The organism is Psychrobacter sp. BF1, from assembly GCF_019279065.1.
Lineage (GTDB): Bacteria > Pseudomonadota > Gammaproteobacteria > Pseudomonadales > Moraxellaceae > Psychrobacter > Psychrobacter urativorans.
In genome coordinates, this window is the sequence record NZ_JAGYWV010000021.1 from 1 (window position 1) to 18,114 (window position 18,114).

At 45.2% G+C, this 18,114-nt stretch carries 25 protein-coding genes and 2 pseudogenes; 14 read left to right on the plus strand and 13 right to left on the minus strand.

Going from position 1 to position 18,114, the window contains the following annotated elements; genetic code table 11:
* Positions 1–356 precede the first annotated feature (356 nt).
* Positions 357–890, plus strand: a complete 534-nt coding sequence (locus tag KZA12_RS14260) for a plasmid replication DNA-binding protein (RefSeq protein WP_218690691.1) — start codon at positions 357–359, stop codon at positions 888–890.
* Between the two features lie 24 nt (positions 891–914).
* On the opposite strand, the gene KZA12_RS14265 is transcribed toward KZA12_RS14260, so the two are convergent.
* Together KZA12_RS14265 and mobC are read right to left on the minus strand one after the other, a co-directional pair.
* The gene (locus KZA12_RS14265) at positions 915–1,988 is read right to left on the minus strand and encodes a relaxase/mobilization nuclease domain-containing protein (protein WP_218690692.1); all 1,074 of its coding nucleotides are present in this window, start codon (positions 1,986–1,988) and stop codon (positions 915–917) included.
* Complete coding sequence (gene mobC, locus KZA12_RS14270; protein WP_100750148.1) at positions 1,985–2,305, minus strand: plasmid mobilization relaxosome protein MobC; 321 nt, start codon at positions 2,303–2,305, stop codon at positions 1,985–1,987. The genes KZA12_RS14265 and mobC overlap by 4 nt, the downstream gene beginning before the upstream one ends.
* A 352-nt stretch (positions 2,306–2,657) precedes the next feature.
* Between mobC and KZA12_RS14275 the strand changes: the two genes are divergently transcribed.
* Complete coding sequence (locus tag KZA12_RS14275) at positions 2,658–3,218, plus strand: hypothetical protein (RefSeq protein ID WP_218690693.1); 561 nt, start codon at positions 2,658–2,660, stop codon at positions 3,216–3,218.
* A 154-nt stretch (positions 3,219–3,372) separates the two neighbouring features.
* On the opposite strand, the gene KZA12_RS14280 is transcribed toward KZA12_RS14275, so the two are convergent.
* Complete coding sequence (locus KZA12_RS14280; RefSeq protein WP_218690694.1) at positions 3,373–3,543, minus strand: hypothetical protein; 171 nt, start codon at positions 3,541–3,543, stop codon at positions 3,373–3,375.
* Between the two features lie 634 nt (positions 3,544–4,177).
* Between KZA12_RS14280 and KZA12_RS14285 the strand changes: the two genes are divergently transcribed.
* Positions 4,178–4,420 carry a hypothetical protein gene (locus tag KZA12_RS14285; RefSeq protein WP_218690695.1) on the plus strand — a complete coding sequence of 81 codons (243 nt, stop codon included), beginning with the start codon at positions 4,178–4,180 and terminating at the stop codon, positions 4,418–4,420.
* Positions 4,421–4,687: 267 nt separating this feature from the next.
* Here the strand turns inward: KZA12_RS14285 and KZA12_RS14290 are convergent, their stop codons facing one another.
* Entirely contained in the window at positions 4,688–4,993 is a 306-nt protein-coding gene (locus tag KZA12_RS14290) for a PadR family transcriptional regulator (RefSeq protein WP_218690696.1), read from the minus strand.
* Positions 4,994–5,003: 10 nt separating this feature from the next.
* Positions 5,004–6,215 carry a chromate efflux transporter gene (gene chrA, locus KZA12_RS14295; RefSeq protein WP_218690697.1) on the minus strand — a complete coding sequence of 404 codons (1,212 nt, stop codon included), beginning with the start codon at positions 6,213–6,215 and terminating at the stop codon, positions 5,004–5,006.
* A 517-nt stretch (positions 6,216–6,732) separates the two neighbouring features.
* Between chrA and KZA12_RS14300 the strand changes: the two genes are divergently transcribed.
* On the plus strand, positions 6,733–7,323 hold the full coding sequence (locus KZA12_RS14300; RefSeq protein WP_218690698.1) for a recombinase family protein: 591 nt from the start codon (positions 6,733–6,735) through the stop codon (positions 7,321–7,323).
* Between the two features lie 579 nt (positions 7,324–7,902).
* On the opposite strand, the gene KZA12_RS14305 is transcribed toward KZA12_RS14300, so the two are convergent.
* The 5 genes from KZA12_RS14305 to KZA12_RS14325 form a co-directional block, all read right to left on the minus strand.
* The gene (locus KZA12_RS14305) at positions 7,903–8,460 is read right to left on the minus strand and encodes a recombinase family protein (RefSeq protein ID WP_003100847.1); all 558 of its coding nucleotides are present in this window, start codon (positions 8,458–8,460) and stop codon (positions 7,903–7,905) included.
* Positions 8,454–8,825 carry a hypothetical protein gene (locus KZA12_RS14310; RefSeq protein WP_003100853.1) on the minus strand — a complete coding sequence of 124 codons (372 nt, stop codon included), beginning with the start codon at positions 8,823–8,825 and terminating at the stop codon, positions 8,454–8,456. The genes KZA12_RS14305 and KZA12_RS14310 overlap by 7 nt, the downstream gene beginning before the upstream one ends.
* On the minus strand, positions 8,822–9,322 hold the full coding sequence (locus tag KZA12_RS14315; protein WP_003100856.1) for a hypothetical protein: 501 nt from the start codon (positions 9,320–9,322) through the stop codon (positions 8,822–8,824). The genes KZA12_RS14310 and KZA12_RS14315 overlap by 4 nt, the downstream gene beginning before the upstream one ends.
* Positions 9,319–9,645: a hypothetical protein gene (locus KZA12_RS14320; protein WP_003100858.1), complete on the minus strand. Its 327-nt coding sequence runs from the start codon at positions 9,643–9,645 to the stop codon at positions 9,319–9,321. The genes KZA12_RS14315 and KZA12_RS14320 overlap by 4 nt, the downstream gene beginning before the upstream one ends.
* A 254-nt stretch (positions 9,646–9,899) precedes the next feature.
* On the minus strand, positions 9,900–10,256 hold the full coding sequence (locus KZA12_RS14325; protein ID WP_003465043.1) for a cupin domain-containing protein: 357 nt from the start codon (positions 10,254–10,256) through the stop codon (positions 9,900–9,902).
* Between the two features lie 88 nt (positions 10,257–10,344).
* Between KZA12_RS14325 and KZA12_RS14330 the strand changes: the two are divergent.
* From KZA12_RS14330 to KZA12_RS14340, 3 genes and pseudogenes are all read left to right on the plus strand, one after another.
* A pseudogene (locus KZA12_RS14330) lies at positions 10,345–10,506 on the plus strand (IS1 family transposase); the annotation flags it as partial.
* Positions 10,507–10,516: 10 nt separating this feature from the next.
* Positions 10,517–10,582, plus strand: a pseudogene (locus KZA12_RS14335) (LysR family transcriptional regulator); the annotation flags it as partial.
* Between the two features lie 105 nt (positions 10,583–10,687).
* Positions 10,688–10,903 carry a hypothetical protein gene (locus KZA12_RS14340; RefSeq protein WP_218690701.1) on the plus strand — a complete coding sequence of 72 codons (216 nt, stop codon included), beginning with the start codon at positions 10,688–10,690 and terminating at the stop codon, positions 10,901–10,903.
* Positions 10,904–11,089: 186 nt separating this feature from the next.
* Here the strand turns inward: KZA12_RS14340 and KZA12_RS14345 are convergent, their stop codons facing one another.
* Together KZA12_RS14345 and KZA12_RS14350 are read right to left on the minus strand one after the other, a co-directional pair.
* Positions 11,090–11,830, minus strand: a complete 741-nt coding sequence (locus tag KZA12_RS14345; protein ID WP_004911216.1) for a hypothetical protein — start codon at positions 11,828–11,830, stop codon at positions 11,090–11,092.
* Between the two features lie 2 nt (positions 11,831–11,832).
* Complete coding sequence (locus KZA12_RS14350) at positions 11,833–12,768, minus strand: AraC family transcriptional regulator (protein ID WP_002123001.1); 936 nt, start codon at positions 12,766–12,768, stop codon at positions 11,833–11,835.
* 122 nt (positions 12,769–12,890) lie between these two features.
* On the opposite strand from KZA12_RS14350, the gene msrA reads away from it, so the two are divergent.
* From msrA to KZA12_RS14385, 7 genes are read left to right on the plus strand one after another with little or no spacing between them, the layout of a single operon-like run.
* The gene (msrA, locus tag KZA12_RS14355) at positions 12,891–13,379 is read left to right on the plus strand and encodes a peptide-methionine (S)-S-oxide reductase MsrA (RefSeq protein WP_000762837.1); all 489 of its coding nucleotides are present in this window, start codon (positions 12,891–12,893) and stop codon (positions 13,377–13,379) included.
* A gap of 3 nt (positions 13,380–13,382) precedes the next feature.
* The gene (locus tag KZA12_RS14360; protein ID WP_001076938.1) at positions 13,383–13,643 is read left to right on the plus strand and encodes a glutaredoxin; all 261 of its coding nucleotides are present in this window, start codon (positions 13,383–13,385) and stop codon (positions 13,641–13,643) included.
* 31 nt (positions 13,644–13,674) lie between these two features.
* On the plus strand, positions 13,675–14,115 hold the full coding sequence (gene msrB / locus KZA12_RS14365) for a peptide-methionine (R)-S-oxide reductase MsrB (protein ID WP_000483554.1): 441 nt from the start codon (positions 13,675–13,677) through the stop codon (positions 14,113–14,115).
* A 21-nt stretch (positions 14,116–14,136) separates the two neighbouring features.
* Positions 14,137–14,382: a glutaredoxin family protein gene (locus KZA12_RS14370; RefSeq protein ID WP_025467194.1), complete on the plus strand. Its 246-nt coding sequence runs from the start codon at positions 14,137–14,139 to the stop codon at positions 14,380–14,382.
* A gap of 50 nt (positions 14,383–14,432) precedes the next feature.
* Positions 14,433–14,741, plus strand: coding sequence for an antibiotic biosynthesis monooxygenase (locus tag KZA12_RS14375; protein WP_002122973.1), 309 nt, complete (start codon positions 14,433–14,435; stop codon positions 14,739–14,741).
* Complete coding sequence (locus tag KZA12_RS14380) at positions 14,738–16,012, plus strand: acetyl-CoA C-acetyltransferase (protein WP_069453486.1); 1,275 nt, start codon at positions 14,738–14,740, stop codon at positions 16,010–16,012. The genes KZA12_RS14375 and KZA12_RS14380 overlap by 4 nt, the downstream gene beginning before the upstream one ends.
* 9 nt (positions 16,013–16,021) lie before the next feature.
* Positions 16,022–16,684: a peptide-methionine (S)-S-oxide reductase gene (locus tag KZA12_RS14385; RefSeq protein WP_218690699.1), complete on the plus strand. Its 663-nt coding sequence runs from the start codon at positions 16,022–16,024 to the stop codon at positions 16,682–16,684.
* Between the two features lie 398 nt (positions 16,685–17,082).
* Here KZA12_RS14385 and KZA12_RS14390 read toward each other — a convergent pair whose 3' ends face one another.
* Complete coding sequence (locus KZA12_RS14390; RefSeq protein ID WP_218690700.1) at positions 17,083–18,027, minus strand: DNA-binding protein; 945 nt, start codon at positions 18,025–18,027, stop codon at positions 17,083–17,085.
* Positions 18,028–18,114: the final 87 nt, after the last annotated feature.

Below are 18,114 nucleotides of genomic sequence, written 5' to 3' on the forward strand. Positions count from 1 at the left end.
GATCAGCAGTGTTATGAACCTGTTGAATAGTGAGTGCCATAGTCATTGTCCTTAATTTTATATAAGTAGATATGTAATGTTTGTATGATATTGTATGATATTGTATGATATTGTATGATATTGTATGATATTGTATGTAGTATAATACAATATACAACATACTACAATATAGAATACAAAAAAACCTCAGGTGATTTGAGGTGTATTTTAATGTATTGAGTTGATGGTTGGCCGCAGACACGGATAGAGCATTAGTATTTGCCAAATGGTGAGGTTGGTGCGATAGTTACTCACTGAACGTTCTGAACAGTTGCACTGTACAGGGGCTAAAAACGTACTTGAACACTAGGTGAGCAATGAACATATCGGTGACAAAGGCAGCAAAACAGTGGGGTGTATCGAGAACCACTATCTATCAGAAGATCAATGATGGTGAGCTTTCCAGAACCGCTGACAAGAAAATTGATACCTCAGAGATGATCCGAGTGTTTGGTGAGCCTGTCACTAAAAAACGTACTGAACAATCAGTGAACACTAGCAATAGTACGTCCGTGAACAGTCAAAACGTACAGAACAGCACAGCACTTGAACACCAGTTAGCACTTGAAAAGATGAAGAATGAACACTTAGAGCAGCAAGTCCGTGATCAAAAACAGCTGATAGCGAATTACCAAGAGCAAATAAGTCAGCTCAACAAAACACTAGAAAAAGCCAATGCCAGTATTCATGACTTAACGCAGATCCGACTGCTAGAATTTAAAGGCACTGACCCTGAACATAGCGATCACCAGCAACAAGTATCATTAGAGCCTGAGCCGCTATCTGAAAAAGAAGCCGCAGCTGCGCCCACACCTACCAAAAGAAAAAGATGGCTTGGGTTTTGGTTTTGATTGCTGAACAGTGCAGTCAAACGATTACGGCCTTGGCCCATTGTAAGAACGCTGCGGGGCTGGTGTATCTACTCTAGGGGTAGCATCCTGTGATTGCTCCATGCTGACAACGTCCTTGATCCCTAAATCTAAAGGCTCAGGCGCTTTGATGTCACCATATAACTCTTGATGATACGCTTTTTTGATCTCCATACCTTTAGTCCACGTTTTTAAGTCTCGATGACCGCGAGACTCACTCGTTCTCTCATAATCTCCTTGACGACCCTCAATAAGGTGCGCTTGCTGCGACAAAGCCTTAAAATCCTTCTCATAGATAGTGCCTTTGAGCCTAACATTTCGTGTCATAGCAGGATGCGCCACGCTGATGCTGCTATTCGTTGCTCTCTTAATCGTTAACCCCATACTTTCTAGGGCATAAAGCACACTACTGTGGCCATTAAGACTACCCCCTGCTAGCCTATGCCACATTCTTCGATCAATCGCTGCTTTTAAGGCAAAAGTGCTCTCAGGCTTGGCGATGATCTCATTGTCTTCTTTTTCCTGCTCCTTCTCTTTAGACTTGGGCGGCCTATCATATGGGGTTGGACGGGGCGCATTATTCACATAAGGGTTGATTAGTCGCTTACGCTCTGGCTCATTGGGATCAGTCCATCCATACTCTTGATTGATGATATTCTTAAAAGCATTCACCCGTACCAAGTCGGCCCCCGCATAAAATGGCTGCAGCCGCTTACCGCTTCGAAGCTCTTGACAAGGGATCACAAAGTTCAGCTCAAGCCGTCCACCCTTATCAGTATGCTCTACCCATAAAATATCGTACTGATCAGGGTCAAGCCCTGTAAACAGCGTGTCTTCAAAGCGCTGCATGATGTCTTTTTTCTGCTCATCCGTGAACTCTTTGGCATCTTCGGTAAAAGACAACACCCCTGCTTTATACTTTTGCTTGAATGGTGTGGCATTGATTAGCTGCTCAGTGAGCTTAGGATCGCCATAGAGCACCTTTGCACCCTCTCTAGGCTTACCACCCTTAGCAACCAGCAAGTAATTAATTGGACCTACTCCTGAGCCTTTTCCACGCCTAAAAAACTTAACGATCATGATTCACCTCGCAAATGCTCATCAAGCAGCGCATTAATCAAAGATCTAATAGCGGTGATCTGTTCAAGCACATTCTCATCTACCTGTTTATTGATATTGACGTGTTTGGTGACTTGATTAAGATTAGAGCCAATGCGGCCAAGTGCGCGAACCAACTCAGGGTCAGCGGGCTTCATTGGGGTTACCCCTAACCCTAAACCTCGCATCCATCCGGCCATCGTCGTTCCCTGCTGCCGTCTTTTCAGCTTGGCCAACTCATCCTCTGTGACTCGAATCGCAATCTCTTTAGTTCTTTTTTTACCGCTAATTGGTGGCATAAGACTGGCTCCTGTTCTAGGTATAGGGGTGGTTGGGGGGTCAAGGGGGCGATAGCCCCTTTGTCAGCACCTAAGAGAGGATATTGTAGCGAAGCGGAAATAGCCCCCTCTTAGGACTGCTGGCTTAAAATAATATCATAAATGTGTATATATGATAGAAAATATATGTCTATATATAATGAAAGATATATGTGTATATATGATAACGACATATGTCTATATATAATATAATTAATGTCTATATATACTTATATCTATGTCTATACATACGCTATATACTAAAAAAATAAATGTGTATATATGCAAATACTGAGGTATGATCAGCACTCTATAGAAGCAATAAGGAGTAGTTATGAGTGAAGTGCCGTACTCTAAACGCAAGGTAAACATGATGCGAGTGAACGCTATAAGAAAGGAGGGATCTATAGCTAAGAATTTATTTATAGCCTTTATTAGCGGTGTTCATATTCTAGATTTTGATAGCGAAGATGCAAAAAAATACCCTATAGACTACTACACATTTAAGAAAATAATAGAAAATACACCAAGCATCGAAAAGCTTCACGATCAGATAAACACCTATCGAGCAGCTCAAATATTGGAACTACTGGGTACGAGTGTTGACAACAAGAAACTGAGTTTTTTAACGGCACATAAAGATCCGCTTAGTAACACGTCAGCTCAAGAGATACTAGATATTATCAAAGCAGACTTGAACAATTACAAATTGCTCCTAGATGCGTTTATTTGCTATAGGCATCGTAAAGCTGTAAGAAATTTACGACTCAAAGTCAAAAAAGAACTTGGTATAACTAACGAAGAAGTAAAGGTCTATAAGATATACATGAAAATACCTGATAGCCTTCGACCTTTTATTAATAGCTATAAAAAGCAGCAGCAAGAAAAACAGTAAAAATTTCAAAAATTTTTTTTTTTTTTTGAATCTTTCCTCTCTCTCCCTCTTAATCAGTGTGCCCACTAGAGTATGCCCACAGCGTATGTCCACATAAGCAGCAAGGGCAACAGCGCCTGAGCTACTCCTAAAGGGCTCCGCGCTGTTGCCCTTGCTATGTGGACAACCCTGATGGACAACTCTGTGGACAACTGCTTGGAGGGAGAGAGGTTGAAGTTTCGGCAACACTCACCCTAAAGCGCCCACAAGTAAAAACTTGCGAACCCTTTAGAGTATTGCCCTGACAACTGCCTGTCGGTCGATCGGCATCGTCTCGGGAAGTCATCACTGTATCAAGCTGACTCTGTCATGATTACGGCTGATAGCACCGCCTAGACACGCTCATAACCGCTATATAGCCGTTTCTACGCTAGCAAGGGTTAACACCCAATATACCGCTACGAATACGCTAATATAACCTCTCATTGCGTTGCTCAATATGTCTAGTAACCCCTGTCGGGAGCTTGCTTATCACCCACGCAATGCAGTCGTCACTGAGGCCTGCCACCCATTGCTAGGGAACAGTTACAGAGTATTGAAAGGCGAAAATAACGAGCAAATAGGCGGTTTTATTGAGTAAGATTGGTAACTTACAGTAGTAATATGAGTGATTTGATTGCAAATTAGCCTAGACTTGGCTTAAAATAGACCCTAATGGGCTTAATTGCTGGTCAAATAACGCTGTATCAGAGCTTATTTGGTCGTTACAGATGTCGCCAAACGTCTGTAACCGTTAATGAACATTAAACGATAAACCCCCCTATTACGTCAAGTAGTAGGGGGGTTTATTTTTTCCCATTGATTAATAATATATGCGCATATTATTAAAAATTATTTTTTTACTTATCATAGTTTATTAAAATAACTATTGTGTGATAATCTAGTAATATTAATTTATAGATTTATGTGGGTTTTTTAGTATGAATAGACTTAATAAAATTGTAGCTATTACTTCTATCGCTTTGTTTATGAGTGCTTGCAGTAGTTCACCAAAGCCAACATGGTATAAACAAGGTGTTACTCCAACTGTAACGGCTGATAAGCTTGGTTTTTGTAGAACAGATGTAAATGCTGAAAACTTATCTGAAGCTCACGCTAAAAAAATGATTGCATATTGCATGAAAGCTGATGGTTATAAATTTGGAATAAAACCTAGGAACTAGGATAAATCTTAGTTTTGATCTAAAAAGCCCCTTCATGAGGGGCTTTTTTTGTACTAATCCAGCCGTCAAAAATTGCCCCAAAACCATTTACCATAATGTACCTTTATGCGCAGAATGGGCGGTTCCCTAGTGAGGACTTGAATCTTCGGCTGTAGCCTATTGATATAAACGGTTTGAGTTACTGAGGTAGTATTAGTGTACTTGGCAGTGTACTTGACGCTCATTATCACGCGCCTTGTCATATCGTGCCTTTGTCATTCTTATCGATCATGTTCCGTCAATAAGCTCTCCAAACAGCTCTTTTACCTTTATTTTCGCCTCAATTAACGCTTGACGGCCTTCTATCGTAATCTCATACATACGGCGGTCACGATGGCCTGTAGGCTGATAATATGAGTTGAGATAACCTTTTTTCTCTAAGCCATGTAACAACGGATAAAGGGTTCCTGAACTTATTTCGTAACCGTGATGCCGTAACTCTTCGACAATACCTAAGCCGTAAACAGGCGCATCATTAGCATGATGTAAGATGTGCAAGCGTATCATTCCGCCATATAGGTAGTTGTCCGTCATTGTTGTCACCTCATAGTAGTGTTAGTAGCCAACCAGCAGCTCCGCAACTGATAACCACCAGCCAAGCAGGTAATTTCCAGAACATCAAAGCAACCAAAGCAACTAAAGCTAAACCAAAATCTTTTGCTTCAAGAACAGCGCTTGTCCATACAGGCTGGTACAGCGCGGCTACTAGCAAACCGACGACCGCTGCATTGATGCCCGACAGGGCAGCTCGTGTCCGTAAATTTTGGCGTAATCCTTCCCAAAATGGTAGAGCACCCATCACCAACAAAAATGATGGCGCAAAGATGGCTATTAAGCAAATCATACCACCTAACCAACCACTGGGCGCTTGGTTCATCGAACTCCCAAGAAATGCAGCGAAGGTGAATAAAGGCCCTGGTACGGCTTGCGTGGCTCCGTAACCTGCCAAGAAAGTATCATTACTGAGCCAACCTGCTGGTATAACCTCAGCTTGTAACAGTGGCAGTACTACATGCCCACCACCAAATACTAATGATCCTGCTCGAAAGAAGGTATCTACCATGGAAAGTGTTTGGCTTGGATACAATGCGGTCAGCAGCGGCAAGCCAATAAGTAATGAGAAAAATGAGATTAGCCAAAAAAATCCAGCTCGACGTTTGACAGTAATAGGAAGAGGATCATGAGCAATCACCTTATCAGGTTTGAACAATACCAGCCCAATAATGGCGGCACTAGCAATGACGCTTACTTGACCTAATGCTGAGGGGACTAGCAGTACAAAACAGGCAGCCAGCGCCATGATAGAGACTCGTGCAACATCAGTACAAAGATTTCGTCCCATGCCCCATACCGCTTGTGCAACTACCGCCACCGCCGCTACTTTTAAACCATGCAGTACGCCAGAGGGAATAATATCCCCATAACTGGTAATACCCATAGCAAATAGGATAAGCGCTATGGCAGAGGGCAAGGTAAACCCAGTCCAAGCCGCAAGAGCGCCGGTATATCCTGCTCGAGATAGTCCTATGGCGATGCCAACTTGGCTACTTGCTGGTCCTGGTAAAAACTGACAAAGTGCGACTAAGTCAGCATAGCTATTCTCAGTGAGCCACTTTCGTCGTATCACGAATTCATCACGAAAATAGCCCAAATGAGCGACGGGTCCACCAAAGGAGGTGAGACCTAATCTAAGAAAAATAAGAAAAACGGCCCATGCTGATTTGCTTTCACTATTATGGCTATCCTGAGGCGCCATGACTGATTCTCCTCGGCAGACTATGGAAAGAGAAAGTATTAGCACTAAAGTCAAATATAGAGTTGGATTTTATATTTTCACGCTAATATTTTCTTAATTATCGAATTTCGATAATTTACCTAGGTTTTAGTGACATGTCTACCTTTTGCGAGAATTATTTAGTGTAATATCTATCTTAGGAAGGTTCAGATGTACAAAATATAATTATTAAGTAATAGCTTCATTATTATAATGCGGCTATTTGAGGTATACCCCAAGGAAACCAGTTATTTTACCCTTCAAACATATTAACAGACTACTCAAAATAGACTGTTAATATGGAACCATCTATAACAGACTTTAGAGTTATAGGACTGGTTGCTGTGCTTTTTTCCTATCATTAGTCTATACCTAAAAAATAAAACCTCTAAACGATAATATATCTATCATTAGACTTGTTATTAATATTAAATGATAGTAATATCTTATTATTATCAATGAACATTGATTATTAAGTCTAAGTAATAGAGGTAGCGTTATGACCGTTCGTATTTATGTGAGAGCCAGCACTAAGGATCAAGACGCTAAGAGAGCCTTGTCTGACTTGATTAGCTTTAGCCAAAGCTATAACGTTAACCATGTTGAGTACGTTGAGCATTTCAGTGGTACAAAGCTCGATAGGCCAGTATTAGCTAAGCTATTAAAAGACGCTGATCAAGGCGATATTCTGCTGGTTGAAAGCGTGGACAGATTAAGCAGGCTATCTCAAGATGATTTTGCAATTCTAAAGCAGCGCATCAAAGACAAGGGCTTGCGATTGGTGGTGGCCGATCTACCAACCACGCATACGGTAAGTAAGGGCATGACAGGTGAGATCCTAACAGTGATTAACCATATGCTGATCGACTTGTTAGCAACAATGGCAAAGCTTGATAACGATAAGCGTAGAGAGCGGATTAAGCAGGGGTTAGCAAATAGTGGCTATAAACCTACTGGTAAAAAAGCCAATACAACAAAGCACAATCGAATTAGGGAATTGGCCAGCCAAAACAATATGACAAAAGAGGAGATTGCTAAGGCGGTTGGTGTTGGGGTGGCTACGGTTTATCGAGTATTAAAGCAGGGATGATAGCTGAGGTATTTTAACTTATTAATTTACGTTTTTAACTATGATAACAATTAGCTTTGTACGTACTATCAACGCCGCAACTTTATGCCGATGCTCTTGAGCAAATACTATAAGCTCATTTTTGGCACGTATAAGTGGTTCCATAATAACAGTCTGTTTTGAGTAGTCTGTTAATAGGCTTTTGGGGTGAAACAGCTGGTTCCGCTAGGGTATACCTTAACTGAAACAGTTAAACACCTTCAAATACATATATAAATTTCAAAACTGAGTACATTGATGAGGATTTTCAGAAAAAATGATAGGTATGTTTTAGTTGATATGACAGGGAATAAAAATAATTATCTATCAATAAAGCTTAGCGATAGAAAAAGTAAAACTATATTTAGAGACTTAGAAAGTAAGATTATTAATTGCAATGTCAATTCAGACATGATCCTCAATCAAGTAGAAAGGGCGTTGATTAGAATCAAACATAAGCATAAATTAGAGTTTTACATAACAGAAATTGAGTTCATATCTTCTGATAGTTTTTCAGAGGATATCTATGGGGTCGTCTCAGAAAACGGAAAATAAAGCACGCTAAGCGTGCGTGGAGGCTGGCACCCAGCGGTACAGCGTCGGAATGGACACGCCGAGGTTCTTGGCCACGTCCTTGGGCGGCACCCCGCTGGCCAGCAGCTTCTTGGCCGACTCGATCTTGCTGTCGGTCATCTTCGGCTTGCGGCCGCCTTTGCGGCCGAGCTGCTTGGCGACTTCCAGCCCGGCGCGGGTGCGCTCGACGGTCAGCTCGCGCTCCATTTCGGCAAGGCTCGCCATGACGTGGAAGAAGAACCGCCCGGATGGTGTGCCGGTGTCGATGGAGTCGGTGAGGCTCCTGAACTGGACACCGTGCTTGTGCAGATCGCCGACCAGATCGACCAGTTGCTTGACCGACCGGCCCAGCCGGTCGAGCTTCCAGACGACCAAAGTATCGCCTTCGCGCAGCATTTCGAGCGTCTTGGCCAAGCCAGGCCGGTCTGCCCGCGTGCCACTCACCTTGTCCTCGAAGACCTTTTTACATCCGGCCTTGCTCAAGGCTTCGCGTTGCAGCTCCAGGTTCTGATCCTGCGTCGAGACGCGCGCATAGCCAATCAACATGGCTTGTCTCGCGCCCGGTCGATGCGTTCCTGCATCGCCTGCATCACTTCTTCGTGGGTGTACGATCTGGCGTTGGCGTCGGTGGCTTGCCGCAGGGCTTCCTCAACCTCGCGCGTCATCCGCTCGTAATCCTCCGGCCACAGCGCTTGCTCCATGCGCAGCGACGCCTGACCCAGCAGGTGCAGCAGGCTGAACAGCCGCATGTCGTTGGTGGCGACGATGCGCTCCCGAATCTGCTCCTGAATAGCTTCGCTAGCCCGATGCGCTTGTGGTGTGGCAGTCCCCTCGTAGTCAGCGGGGAATTCCGCTTCCTCGGCAATCCTTGCCCAGGCGCTGGCCAGCGCCTCGATGGTTGACGTGCTCATTTCCGCCGCTCCTGTGCTCTTTGGCGAATCAACCGGCCAAGGGGCCTCGACGCGAAAACCAGCAGCATCACGCCTATCGGATACCAGGTCGAGAAGACCACCAAGGCATCGAAGGCTGGCCGTCCGGTGTTGGTAGGCAGTACGGCGGTCACAGCCATCAACCCGCCGACCGTCCAGATGATGCGCCACACGTAGGGCATCACGCGGGGCACGTAGCCGTCATCGAAAGCGGTCTGGTAGTAGCGGCGCAGGCCGCGCTCGGCAAGCGCCTGGCGCTGCCGCTCCGACAGCGCATCCGTCCGGCCATACCAGCGCCGGAATGGTGGACAGCGCAGCAGCAAAGGGGTGAAGAGGATCATCACCGCCACGATCGCGACACCCCACGCCATGACGGCGCCGGCATCGGGCCGCTTGGCGTTCTCGATCACGGGCGCGAAGACGCCCGGAGCACCGATCATCCAGAACAGCGCAATGTGCTGATGGAAGGAGAGCTTCATTTGCTCATCCACTTGCGCAGCAGGCGCTTTTTCAGGGAGGCGCGTTCTTGCGGGTTGCGTCCCTTGTGATTGGCGATGCGATCCGCCGTGGCGGCCTGGCGCTTGACGGGCCAGTAGGAGCGGCCATCCTTGCCCATCGACCAGACGCTGCTGGCCTGGTTTTCCAGCAGGGGCAGATGGGCGCTCAGGGCTTCGGGCGACGCGCTGGTCAGCGCCGTGCGCTCACGGGTGCGCCAGCGCTGATGCCAGAGCTTCTTGTCCTCGCGCTCGCTGCCGCAGGTCGTGTGCCCGACGATGGGTGTTTTGCGGCGGCTGCGGCTCATAACGTAGTGGTCTCCAAGAACATTCAGGACTGATCCCAGGCGTCGATGGTCAAGACCTGATCGGCAGGACAGGCGGCTACGCGGTCGGGAACTGGATGGTGTTCAGTCTCATGCCGACCCCATTCGATTGATCGCGTCGCTTGCGGCACGCTGCGACGCAAGGAGGTTTGCGACCTGGTTTAGCAGCCGTGTCCGCTGCATGTCTGTTACCTATCTCCCCGACCGCTCATTGGACCAACTCCAGAGATTGGGCTCTATCGCTCAGCCAATACGAAACCGGCATTGGCTGATGCCACAACCGAGACGAACACAAATGGCTCGGTACCTGTATTTCGCGCCCCGTGCACTTGGCCCGGTCTTGCCACGGCTATCTCACCTTCCCTGAGGGCACGAACAATCCCATTGCCCTGAAAGTAATCAGCCATTCCCGACAAAACAGTCCACGTGTCTTGGCCGTGAGGATGAATGTGAGCCGCAATTTCCTGCCCGGGATGGACATGCCAAACCACGATAATTGAGTCTCGGGTTTCAAGCACAACGGAACGAATAGGCTCGCCTTCGGACGGCTGAACATACTCGGCTACAGAAAATATTCTCGATTCAACAGTCATCGGAGATCCCTCTTTGGTGGTGTATCAGAAAGTATGCTGAGTTAATAAAGGAGAGTGACAGCCGAGGCAAGATGATATATTTGAGGTTATGAAGACACAAATACAGATCAATTGCCCCGACTGTCACAGTCCCAGTTTAAAGAAAAATGGCATAAAAAGCTATGGCAAGCAGAACTACCAGTGCAAGGACTGCAAACGCCAGTTTATTGGCGATCATGCGGTAACCTATAACGGCTGTCACTCTAGAATAGAAGATCTCAACACCTTTGCGAATCCGAGCATTGTTTGATTACTTAGCGGAAGTGCTGGGCCATATAGAAACCTGAATCAGATGGAACTGTTCGGCGACAATTAGGATGACCGGTTGACGACAATTATCTTGGCCGGTTGGGTGTCACAATAGGTACCTTGTTTTCTGTTCGGAGTTCAAGGTGCCTGGACAACATATCACCCACCGACAAGAGGAGCTGTATATGCAGCATCGCCAACAAGGCATGACTCAAGAAATCGCTGAATACGATCTGACGGCTAAGGTTAGCCAAGGGGACTCTCCTAGTGACAAGCCCGGAGTGGTTGAAGGTCTAAAACAAAGAATAAGGGCTTACAACTTTAGTAAACAAAGGACGTCATCAATAGCAGTGATATAAAAAGTTATCTTTGCCGCCCCGATAAGGCTTTACGGGGCGACTAAGTCTCACCCAACCGACAATTCCGATAGTTTCAGAATAAGCTTTGAGTTTTCTAAGATTGGAATTACTACACCACAGCACGTACTCGAGATACTACAAATAGCTTTTTGGTAGGACCGATACCGAATAAATATCCATAATACATCAGGAGAAACTTTTTTTAATTTTCTGTAACCGGTCATAAATCAGTGGCGGATAATTTGCATGATATTCACCACACTCTGGGCAATGCTCTTGTTTTAGGTACGCTTGATTGTCGAGATCTTGATAAGGAAAAACGCTGAAGAGAAGTTCGTGCTGCATAAGCGTTTTATAAAAACTCTTATGATAAGGTGCAATCTCGCTGTCTTTGATTTTGTCGAAATATAGGTCAACGCTGTTCAAAATGCTCATAATTTCTTTAACCCCGTCGAACCTTAAAATGTCGTCATCTTTGTGAATATCAACATCTAAGCTCTCTAGATCCTCAATGAAACATTTAATCGCTCGCCGGGAATGCAAAAGGATCATTTGCGACTTGCCATCAATCATCTTTTCCTGATCGTAGCTAAAATTTTTAATGTTTCTTTCGACGAACATATAAAGTTCGTGAAGCTGATTCAACTCGTGCCTCAGTTGCTCCTTCGTATATTCCTTTTCGATTTGCTGATGGAGGATGCCATTAGCGTCAATCTGAGCTTTTAACACCAGAAAGAGAAGCACTGAACCCAGAATTTGTAGAAATGGGCTTGAAATACCTCCAAGAGCATCTCCTATTTCGCCATAACCTTTCAAATATTGCAGCGGAAGAAGAGGTGCAAACAAAGGGATAAGCAGGCAAGCCGCACCACCAATGACTATGACCCAGAAAGCTATTTTGGTAACAGGAGAGTTATAGATATTCATTTTTACACCTTTTCAGAATTTTCTTTTCTGTACGCGCTAGGAGTTTTGCCAATTTTTTTCTTAAACAACTTTTGAAAGTGTTCATGTGCCGGATACCCAATGGCTTCACTCACTTCGGGAACAGACTTACCGGATTCTTTAAGCAGCTGCTTTGCTTTTTCAAGCCGACAATAGGTTAAATAATCAAGAGGTGTCATGCCTGACAGCTCCTTAAATTTGACGCTGTAGTTCGTACGCGACATCCCCGCAATCCCGGCGAGATCGTCAAGACCCCATTTTTTATCGAGACTATGATGAATAGCTTCCAAGGTTTTGCTGAGTTGCGGATTTTCGATCAGTTTGAAGAATCCAGCATTTTTATTGGATTTGTACATGTGGATTCTTAACGCTTGCACGAAGATAATTTCGGTCAGCTTTCTGACTAACGTGTTGCTTCCAGGAAGCCCTGATTTTGCTTCCTGCTCTATAATACTTAAAAGCATGGCAAGCCAAGGCGAGTGGGAGTTATCAGCACTCTTGATATGCACGACATTTGGCAGCGAATTTAAGAATGGATGATCGGGTCCGCCATTAAAACAAAAATGTCCGCAAACGACGTTGGCTTTGAGCTTGCTCTGATCACCGTATTCCAAAACTTGAGCTTCGGTGAGGTTGGCTTTAGCTCTAAATTCGACCGCAGGCTCGGCCTTGATTTTTGGTGCACTGGCCATGGTGTGCTCCATCCCTTTGAAAAAGATCAAAATATCGCCCTGCTCCGCCAATGCTTTAAGTTTAAGTTTTGGCACCTCATACCAAAACTCGCCATGAGTCACGATGTGAAATCTCGCTAGATTCTCTTCCTGCGGGAGGCTGATGCCCCAGTCTCCCGCAAATGAGGTTCTATACCAGTAGCTGCTAGTAAGCTCTACCTTATCTAAAATTTCACTGAGAACATCCATATATAGCTCCTACGTAAACTGTCCAATAGGTCATGTTATACGAACTATTGAACATATTATATCTATTTTACATGCTGTAAAGTCAGTCTAATCAGTAAGTGGATGAAAACTAAGGAGGCTTTATGAAACTAGATTATGTGATCGTTGCCGGAGGGTGTTTTTGGGGTCTCGAAGACCTCCTTAGGAGTCTGGACGGTGTGACGTCAACGAAGGTGGGCTACTCTGGCGGAGATTTTGATGATCCTACCTACGCCGATATTATAACAGGGAAAACGGGGCACGCCGAAGCGGTTCGCGTGGAATACGACCAAGACGAAATATCTCTCGAAGAGATTCTACATTACTTTTTCAAAATCCATGATCCGACTACGAAGAATCGCCAAGGAAATGATGTTGGCACTTCGTATCGCTCGGCAGCGTTCTATCGTGACGATGCACAGAAAGCGATTATCGAAAACGTGATTGATGAGGTCAATGAGATCGGTCGCTTCGAGAATCCCGTGGTCACGACGGTAGCCTTGGAAAAAGAGTTTTATGACGCTGAGGAGTATCACCAAAACTATTTGAAGAAGAATCCCCACGGGTACACGTGCCATTTTGAGAGAGATTAAACCATGAATCAAACGAAAGAGGAAAAAATGAAAGAACTTAAGAACGTTGTCATCTACACAAAAGACCATTGTCCGTTTAGTAAACGCGTGAAGGAGTACTTAACTTCTGAAAAAGTTGATTTTAAACAAATTCGCGTGGATGACGATCCCAAGACTTATGATGAGTTGAAGAAAAAAACCAACCTTCAAACTGTTCCGCAAGTTTTTGTGGATGGAAAATTCATTGGTAGCGCGACTGACTTCTTCGCGTGGATTGATAGCTAAAGAACAAACCCAAAAATAAAGGAGCAAATTTATGTTCAACTGGGAAAGCATTAACAACTATCTCGATAACGGCACTCCCGCTCCTCCTAGAAAAGTAGAAAAGAGCGAGGAAGAGTGGAAAAAAATTCTGACGCCCGCTCAATTTAATGTCATGCGGAAGAAAGGCACCGAGCGCCCTCACACTGGGGAACTCTGTTCATTTTATGAGGCAGGACGGTATGCCTGCGCGGGCTGCGACACTGAACTGTTTGATTCGAACGTTAAGTTTGATTCGGGAACAGGTTGGCCGAGTTTTTCTGAGCCCGTCGCCGACAACGTAATTCAATATGAACTGGACACGACTTACGGACGAAGAATCGAAGTGCTATGCAATGTGTGCGAAGCCCACTTAGGGCACGTTTTTCCAGATGGTCCTGAGCCCTCTGGGGCTCGATTCTGCATCAACTCGGAGTCGTTGAAGTTTGTAGAGTAATTTTAGAAAATGGAGGGGGTCGTGGGGATTAAGCTGTTCGGTCATAAGGACTGCCACAAAACCAAGATTTACCAGTCGTACTTGAAAGAAAAAGGAATCGAGTTTGATTTTTTAGATGTTCACGAAGACGACGCGGCAGCTGATGAACTGCGATCCCTTTATACTACTGGAAAGTTAAATTTCCCGACAATACTGGTTGGGACAAAGAAGCTGAGAAACCCCAAGTTCAAGGATCTCGACAAGTGGTTGGAAGCTTCGATGAAATAACGAGATCTTTTTTTTGAGGATTGTAATTAGCTTAGTAAGGAGTCAGATCAATGATTATAGCAGTTTTCCGCAGTCGTGTTGCCAAGGAGCACGGTGGGGAGTTTGAAAGAAGATACGCCGAGATGTCCGCGCTTGTCGAAGCCATTCCTGGTTACGGAAGCCATGAGCGGTTTTCTTCTCCTAACGGTGAAGATGTTCTAATTGTCGAGTTCCTTACCAGAGAAGCTTTCGATGCTTGGGATAAGCATCCCGAACACAAAAAAGCCAAGATGCTTGGCAAAGACTACATTTTTGAATCGTACGACGTGAAGGTCGGAGAAGTTTTTGAACGGCACACAAAGCCGGAGGTGAAATTATGAAAACGAGAACTACTTATGTCGTAGGTGGCGTCCGTATTCCATTTATGAAATCAATGACTGCCTATCGAGATGTCACCACGCCAGAGCTTATGACCGCTAGCCTGAAAAGTTTAGTCGAAAGATATAACTTAAAGGGCAAAGTCGTGGGTGACGTGGCTCTGGGTGCACTCATGCAAAGTTCGGCCAACTGGAACTTTGCGCGTGAAGTTGTTCAGGCTTCTGGCTTACATCCGAATACGCCAGCATATAACGTGCAGCGGGCTTGCGGTACCAGTTTAGAAACTACGATTCAGATCGCACACAAAATATCCAGCTACCAAATCGAGAGCGGTATTGCGGGCGGCGTGGATAGCAATAGCGACTTGCCAATTATGGTGACTCGTTCGTTCTCGCAGAAGCTCGTTGCATTGAATTCGGCCAGAACACTCGGCGAGAAACTAAGAATCTTTTTGAGCTTTAGGCCGAGCGATTTAAAACCCGTGCCACCCGCCGTCGTTGAACCGCGAACAGGGAAGTCAATGGGTGAACATTGTGAGTTGATGGTCAAAGAATGGAAAATTTCCCGGCAAGAGCAAGACGAGCTGGCTCTGGCAAGCCATCTGAACGCCGCGAAAGCGTACAAAGACGGCTTTTATGCCGATCTCGTTTTTCCATTTTTAGGAAAAAGTACGGATGGAATCATGCGTGGCGATACGACTTTAGAGAAGTTGGCAAAGCTAAAGCCAGCATTTGATCGATCCGAAAAAGGAACTCTGACGGCAGGCAACTCGAGTTCACTCACGGATGGCTCGTCCACCGTTCTTTTGGCTTCCGAAGAAGAGGCTAAAAAGAATAATTGGCCGCTGTTGGCCAAGATTGTGGATTCTCATACTTCTGCCGTGGATTACGTCGCTGGCGAAGGTTTGCTCATGGCTCCAACTGTGGCGGTCAGTGAATTATTGAAGCGAAACGGCTTAAAGCTTCAGGATTTTGATTTTTACGAAATTCACGAGGCGTTCGCTGGACAAGTGCTCTGCACGATGAAGGCGTGGGAGTCTGCTGAATACTGCAAAACACGTTTGGGACGATCAGAGCCTCTCGGAAAAATTGACCGCTCGAAGCTAAATGTCCGTGGAAGTAGCATTGCCCTTGGGCATCCGTTTGCGGCTACTGGCGCTAAGATCGTCGGAGTTTTAGCAAAGATACTGCACTCAGCTGGTCCTGGAAAACGTGGCCTTATCGTCGTTTGCACGGCGGGAGGAATGGGAGTGGCTACAATTCTTGAAAGTTAGGAGAAAAATATGTCGGATCTAAAAATAAATAAAGAAGACGGTGTTGAAAGCTATGAATTTGCAACCCCTGAAGCAATCGAAGAAGCATTGAAAATCGGGAAGCTTAGTCAAACGGTTTTCGGCATGGGTTGCTTTTGGGGACCGGATTCTAATTTTGGAGGGACGCAGGGAGTAGTGCAAACACGTGTTGGCTACGCTGGAGCATCAACTCTGGATCCGAGTTACCGCAACATCAACGGACACGCCGAAGTCGTCAGAGTGATCTACGATAAAGACCAAATCAGCTACAGGGAACTTCTTGGAAGTTTTGAATCATGGTCTGTTCATGGTAGAAAGCAGGGCCAGTATCGCCAGATACTTTTTGTTTTTGATCTGGAGCAAAAACAAGTAGCTGAAGAACTGATTCAAGCGATTGGAAAGGAGAAATCTCCCGAGGTGATTGAGGCCGGAGAACAAAATGGTTATTTTTGGCCCGCCGAAGATTACCATCAAAAGCATCGTCTTCGCAGAAACAAACAGCTTGTAAGTCTTGCAGAAGTAGATTTCGGTCCTCGCTGGGATGAACATCTGTATTTTACTAAATTAAATAGTACCGATAGAAAAGGCTTCAGTCTCTCAAGCTGGCTAAAAAAGTTGTCTCCGGAAATGCAGAAAGCTTACCGAATCGGTTAATCTGAAATTGCAGCTGGCTAAAGAACTCTATTTTCTATATGTAAAGAATGTGACGATCTCCTTCACATGGAGTCCAAGAGAGCATAAAAAATCTGTGTAAGTCGCATTACCCGAGACCTTCCTAAATTTTGTGTAAGTATTTAATCTAAACGTCAGTTACACAGAATCTGGGATGGTCTCGTTCCTACTGAAAACTATCTATGCTCAATAGTCTATGATCCCATTCAATAATCAATATGAACACTGATAGTGGAGCCCATCCTGGATTTTGTGTAACTTCTATTTGCTAATAGGGTATAAGAAGTTACACAGAGTTTGGGAAAGGCTTGGGTCAATATTTACTTACTTTAAAAACTCTCCCTGAAATAGCGAGGCTATCTACAACTCAACGTCTACTTTTAATCCAAGTCTTTATCCAACGCTGCTTGCATCTTCTCAATCTTTATTATTAGTTCGCCAGTCTTTTCTTGCTCAGCGCTATAGCTGGTCGATATCGTCTCATACTGCTTAAGTAGCAGCTGGTGATCTGTGTTTAGTGTCGCTTGCTGTTGCGTCAGCTGCTCATGAAGTCCTGATAGCTTATCGCGTTCAACGGTAATCGCTTTTAACTCGCCTTTAACCTCTGCAGTAGCGGTTGCGATCTCATTGCGCTCAGTGGTGACTGCTTTTAACTCTGTCTTAGCCGCTTCAAGTTCTGCACTCAAACGGGCAACCTCGGCTTTATCACTAGCAGCGTTAGCCTCAAGCGTGGCCACTCTCGATATATTGAGGTTAAGCTCTTTTGCTTGCTGATCAAAGCTACTACGCAGATCTGCAAGTTGAGCTTGAGCTGCATCTGTTTTAGCTCGTTCAAGCTCCAACTGGTGCTGAGTATCGGCCAAGATCTGCTTAAACCTATCACGTTCAGCTGTCGCCTGTTCAGCCGCTTTAGCTTTTGTCTCTGCAGTGGCCGTTACCTCGTCTAGTTGCACCAACAAATCAGCCTGCTCACCTTCTAAGGTCTTAACCGCCTCTTGCGCCTCGTCTGTCTCAGCTTGCGCCTTGGCCTTAATGCCCTCTAAGGCCTCACGATCTTTAACCAAGCGATCATTGGCGATATCAACCGCCGTCTGCCATACATCCGCACCAAGCGTCTGTAAGCGCTCAGTGATTCCACTGGGCAGCTCAACCTGTCTTAGCTGCTCTTCTTGTTGGTTATCCTGACGCCAAGACTTCATGGCTTCACTGATGGTCGTGAATGATCCACCACCCAGCGCCTTACGCACTTCGGCTAAAGTAGGTTTGATACCTTGCCCTTGCAGTTGATCAGCAGTGTTATGAACCTGTTGAATAGTGAGTGCCATAGTCATTGTCCTTAATTTTATATAAGTAGATATGTAATGTTTGTATGATATTGTATGATATTGTATGATATTGTATGATATTGTATG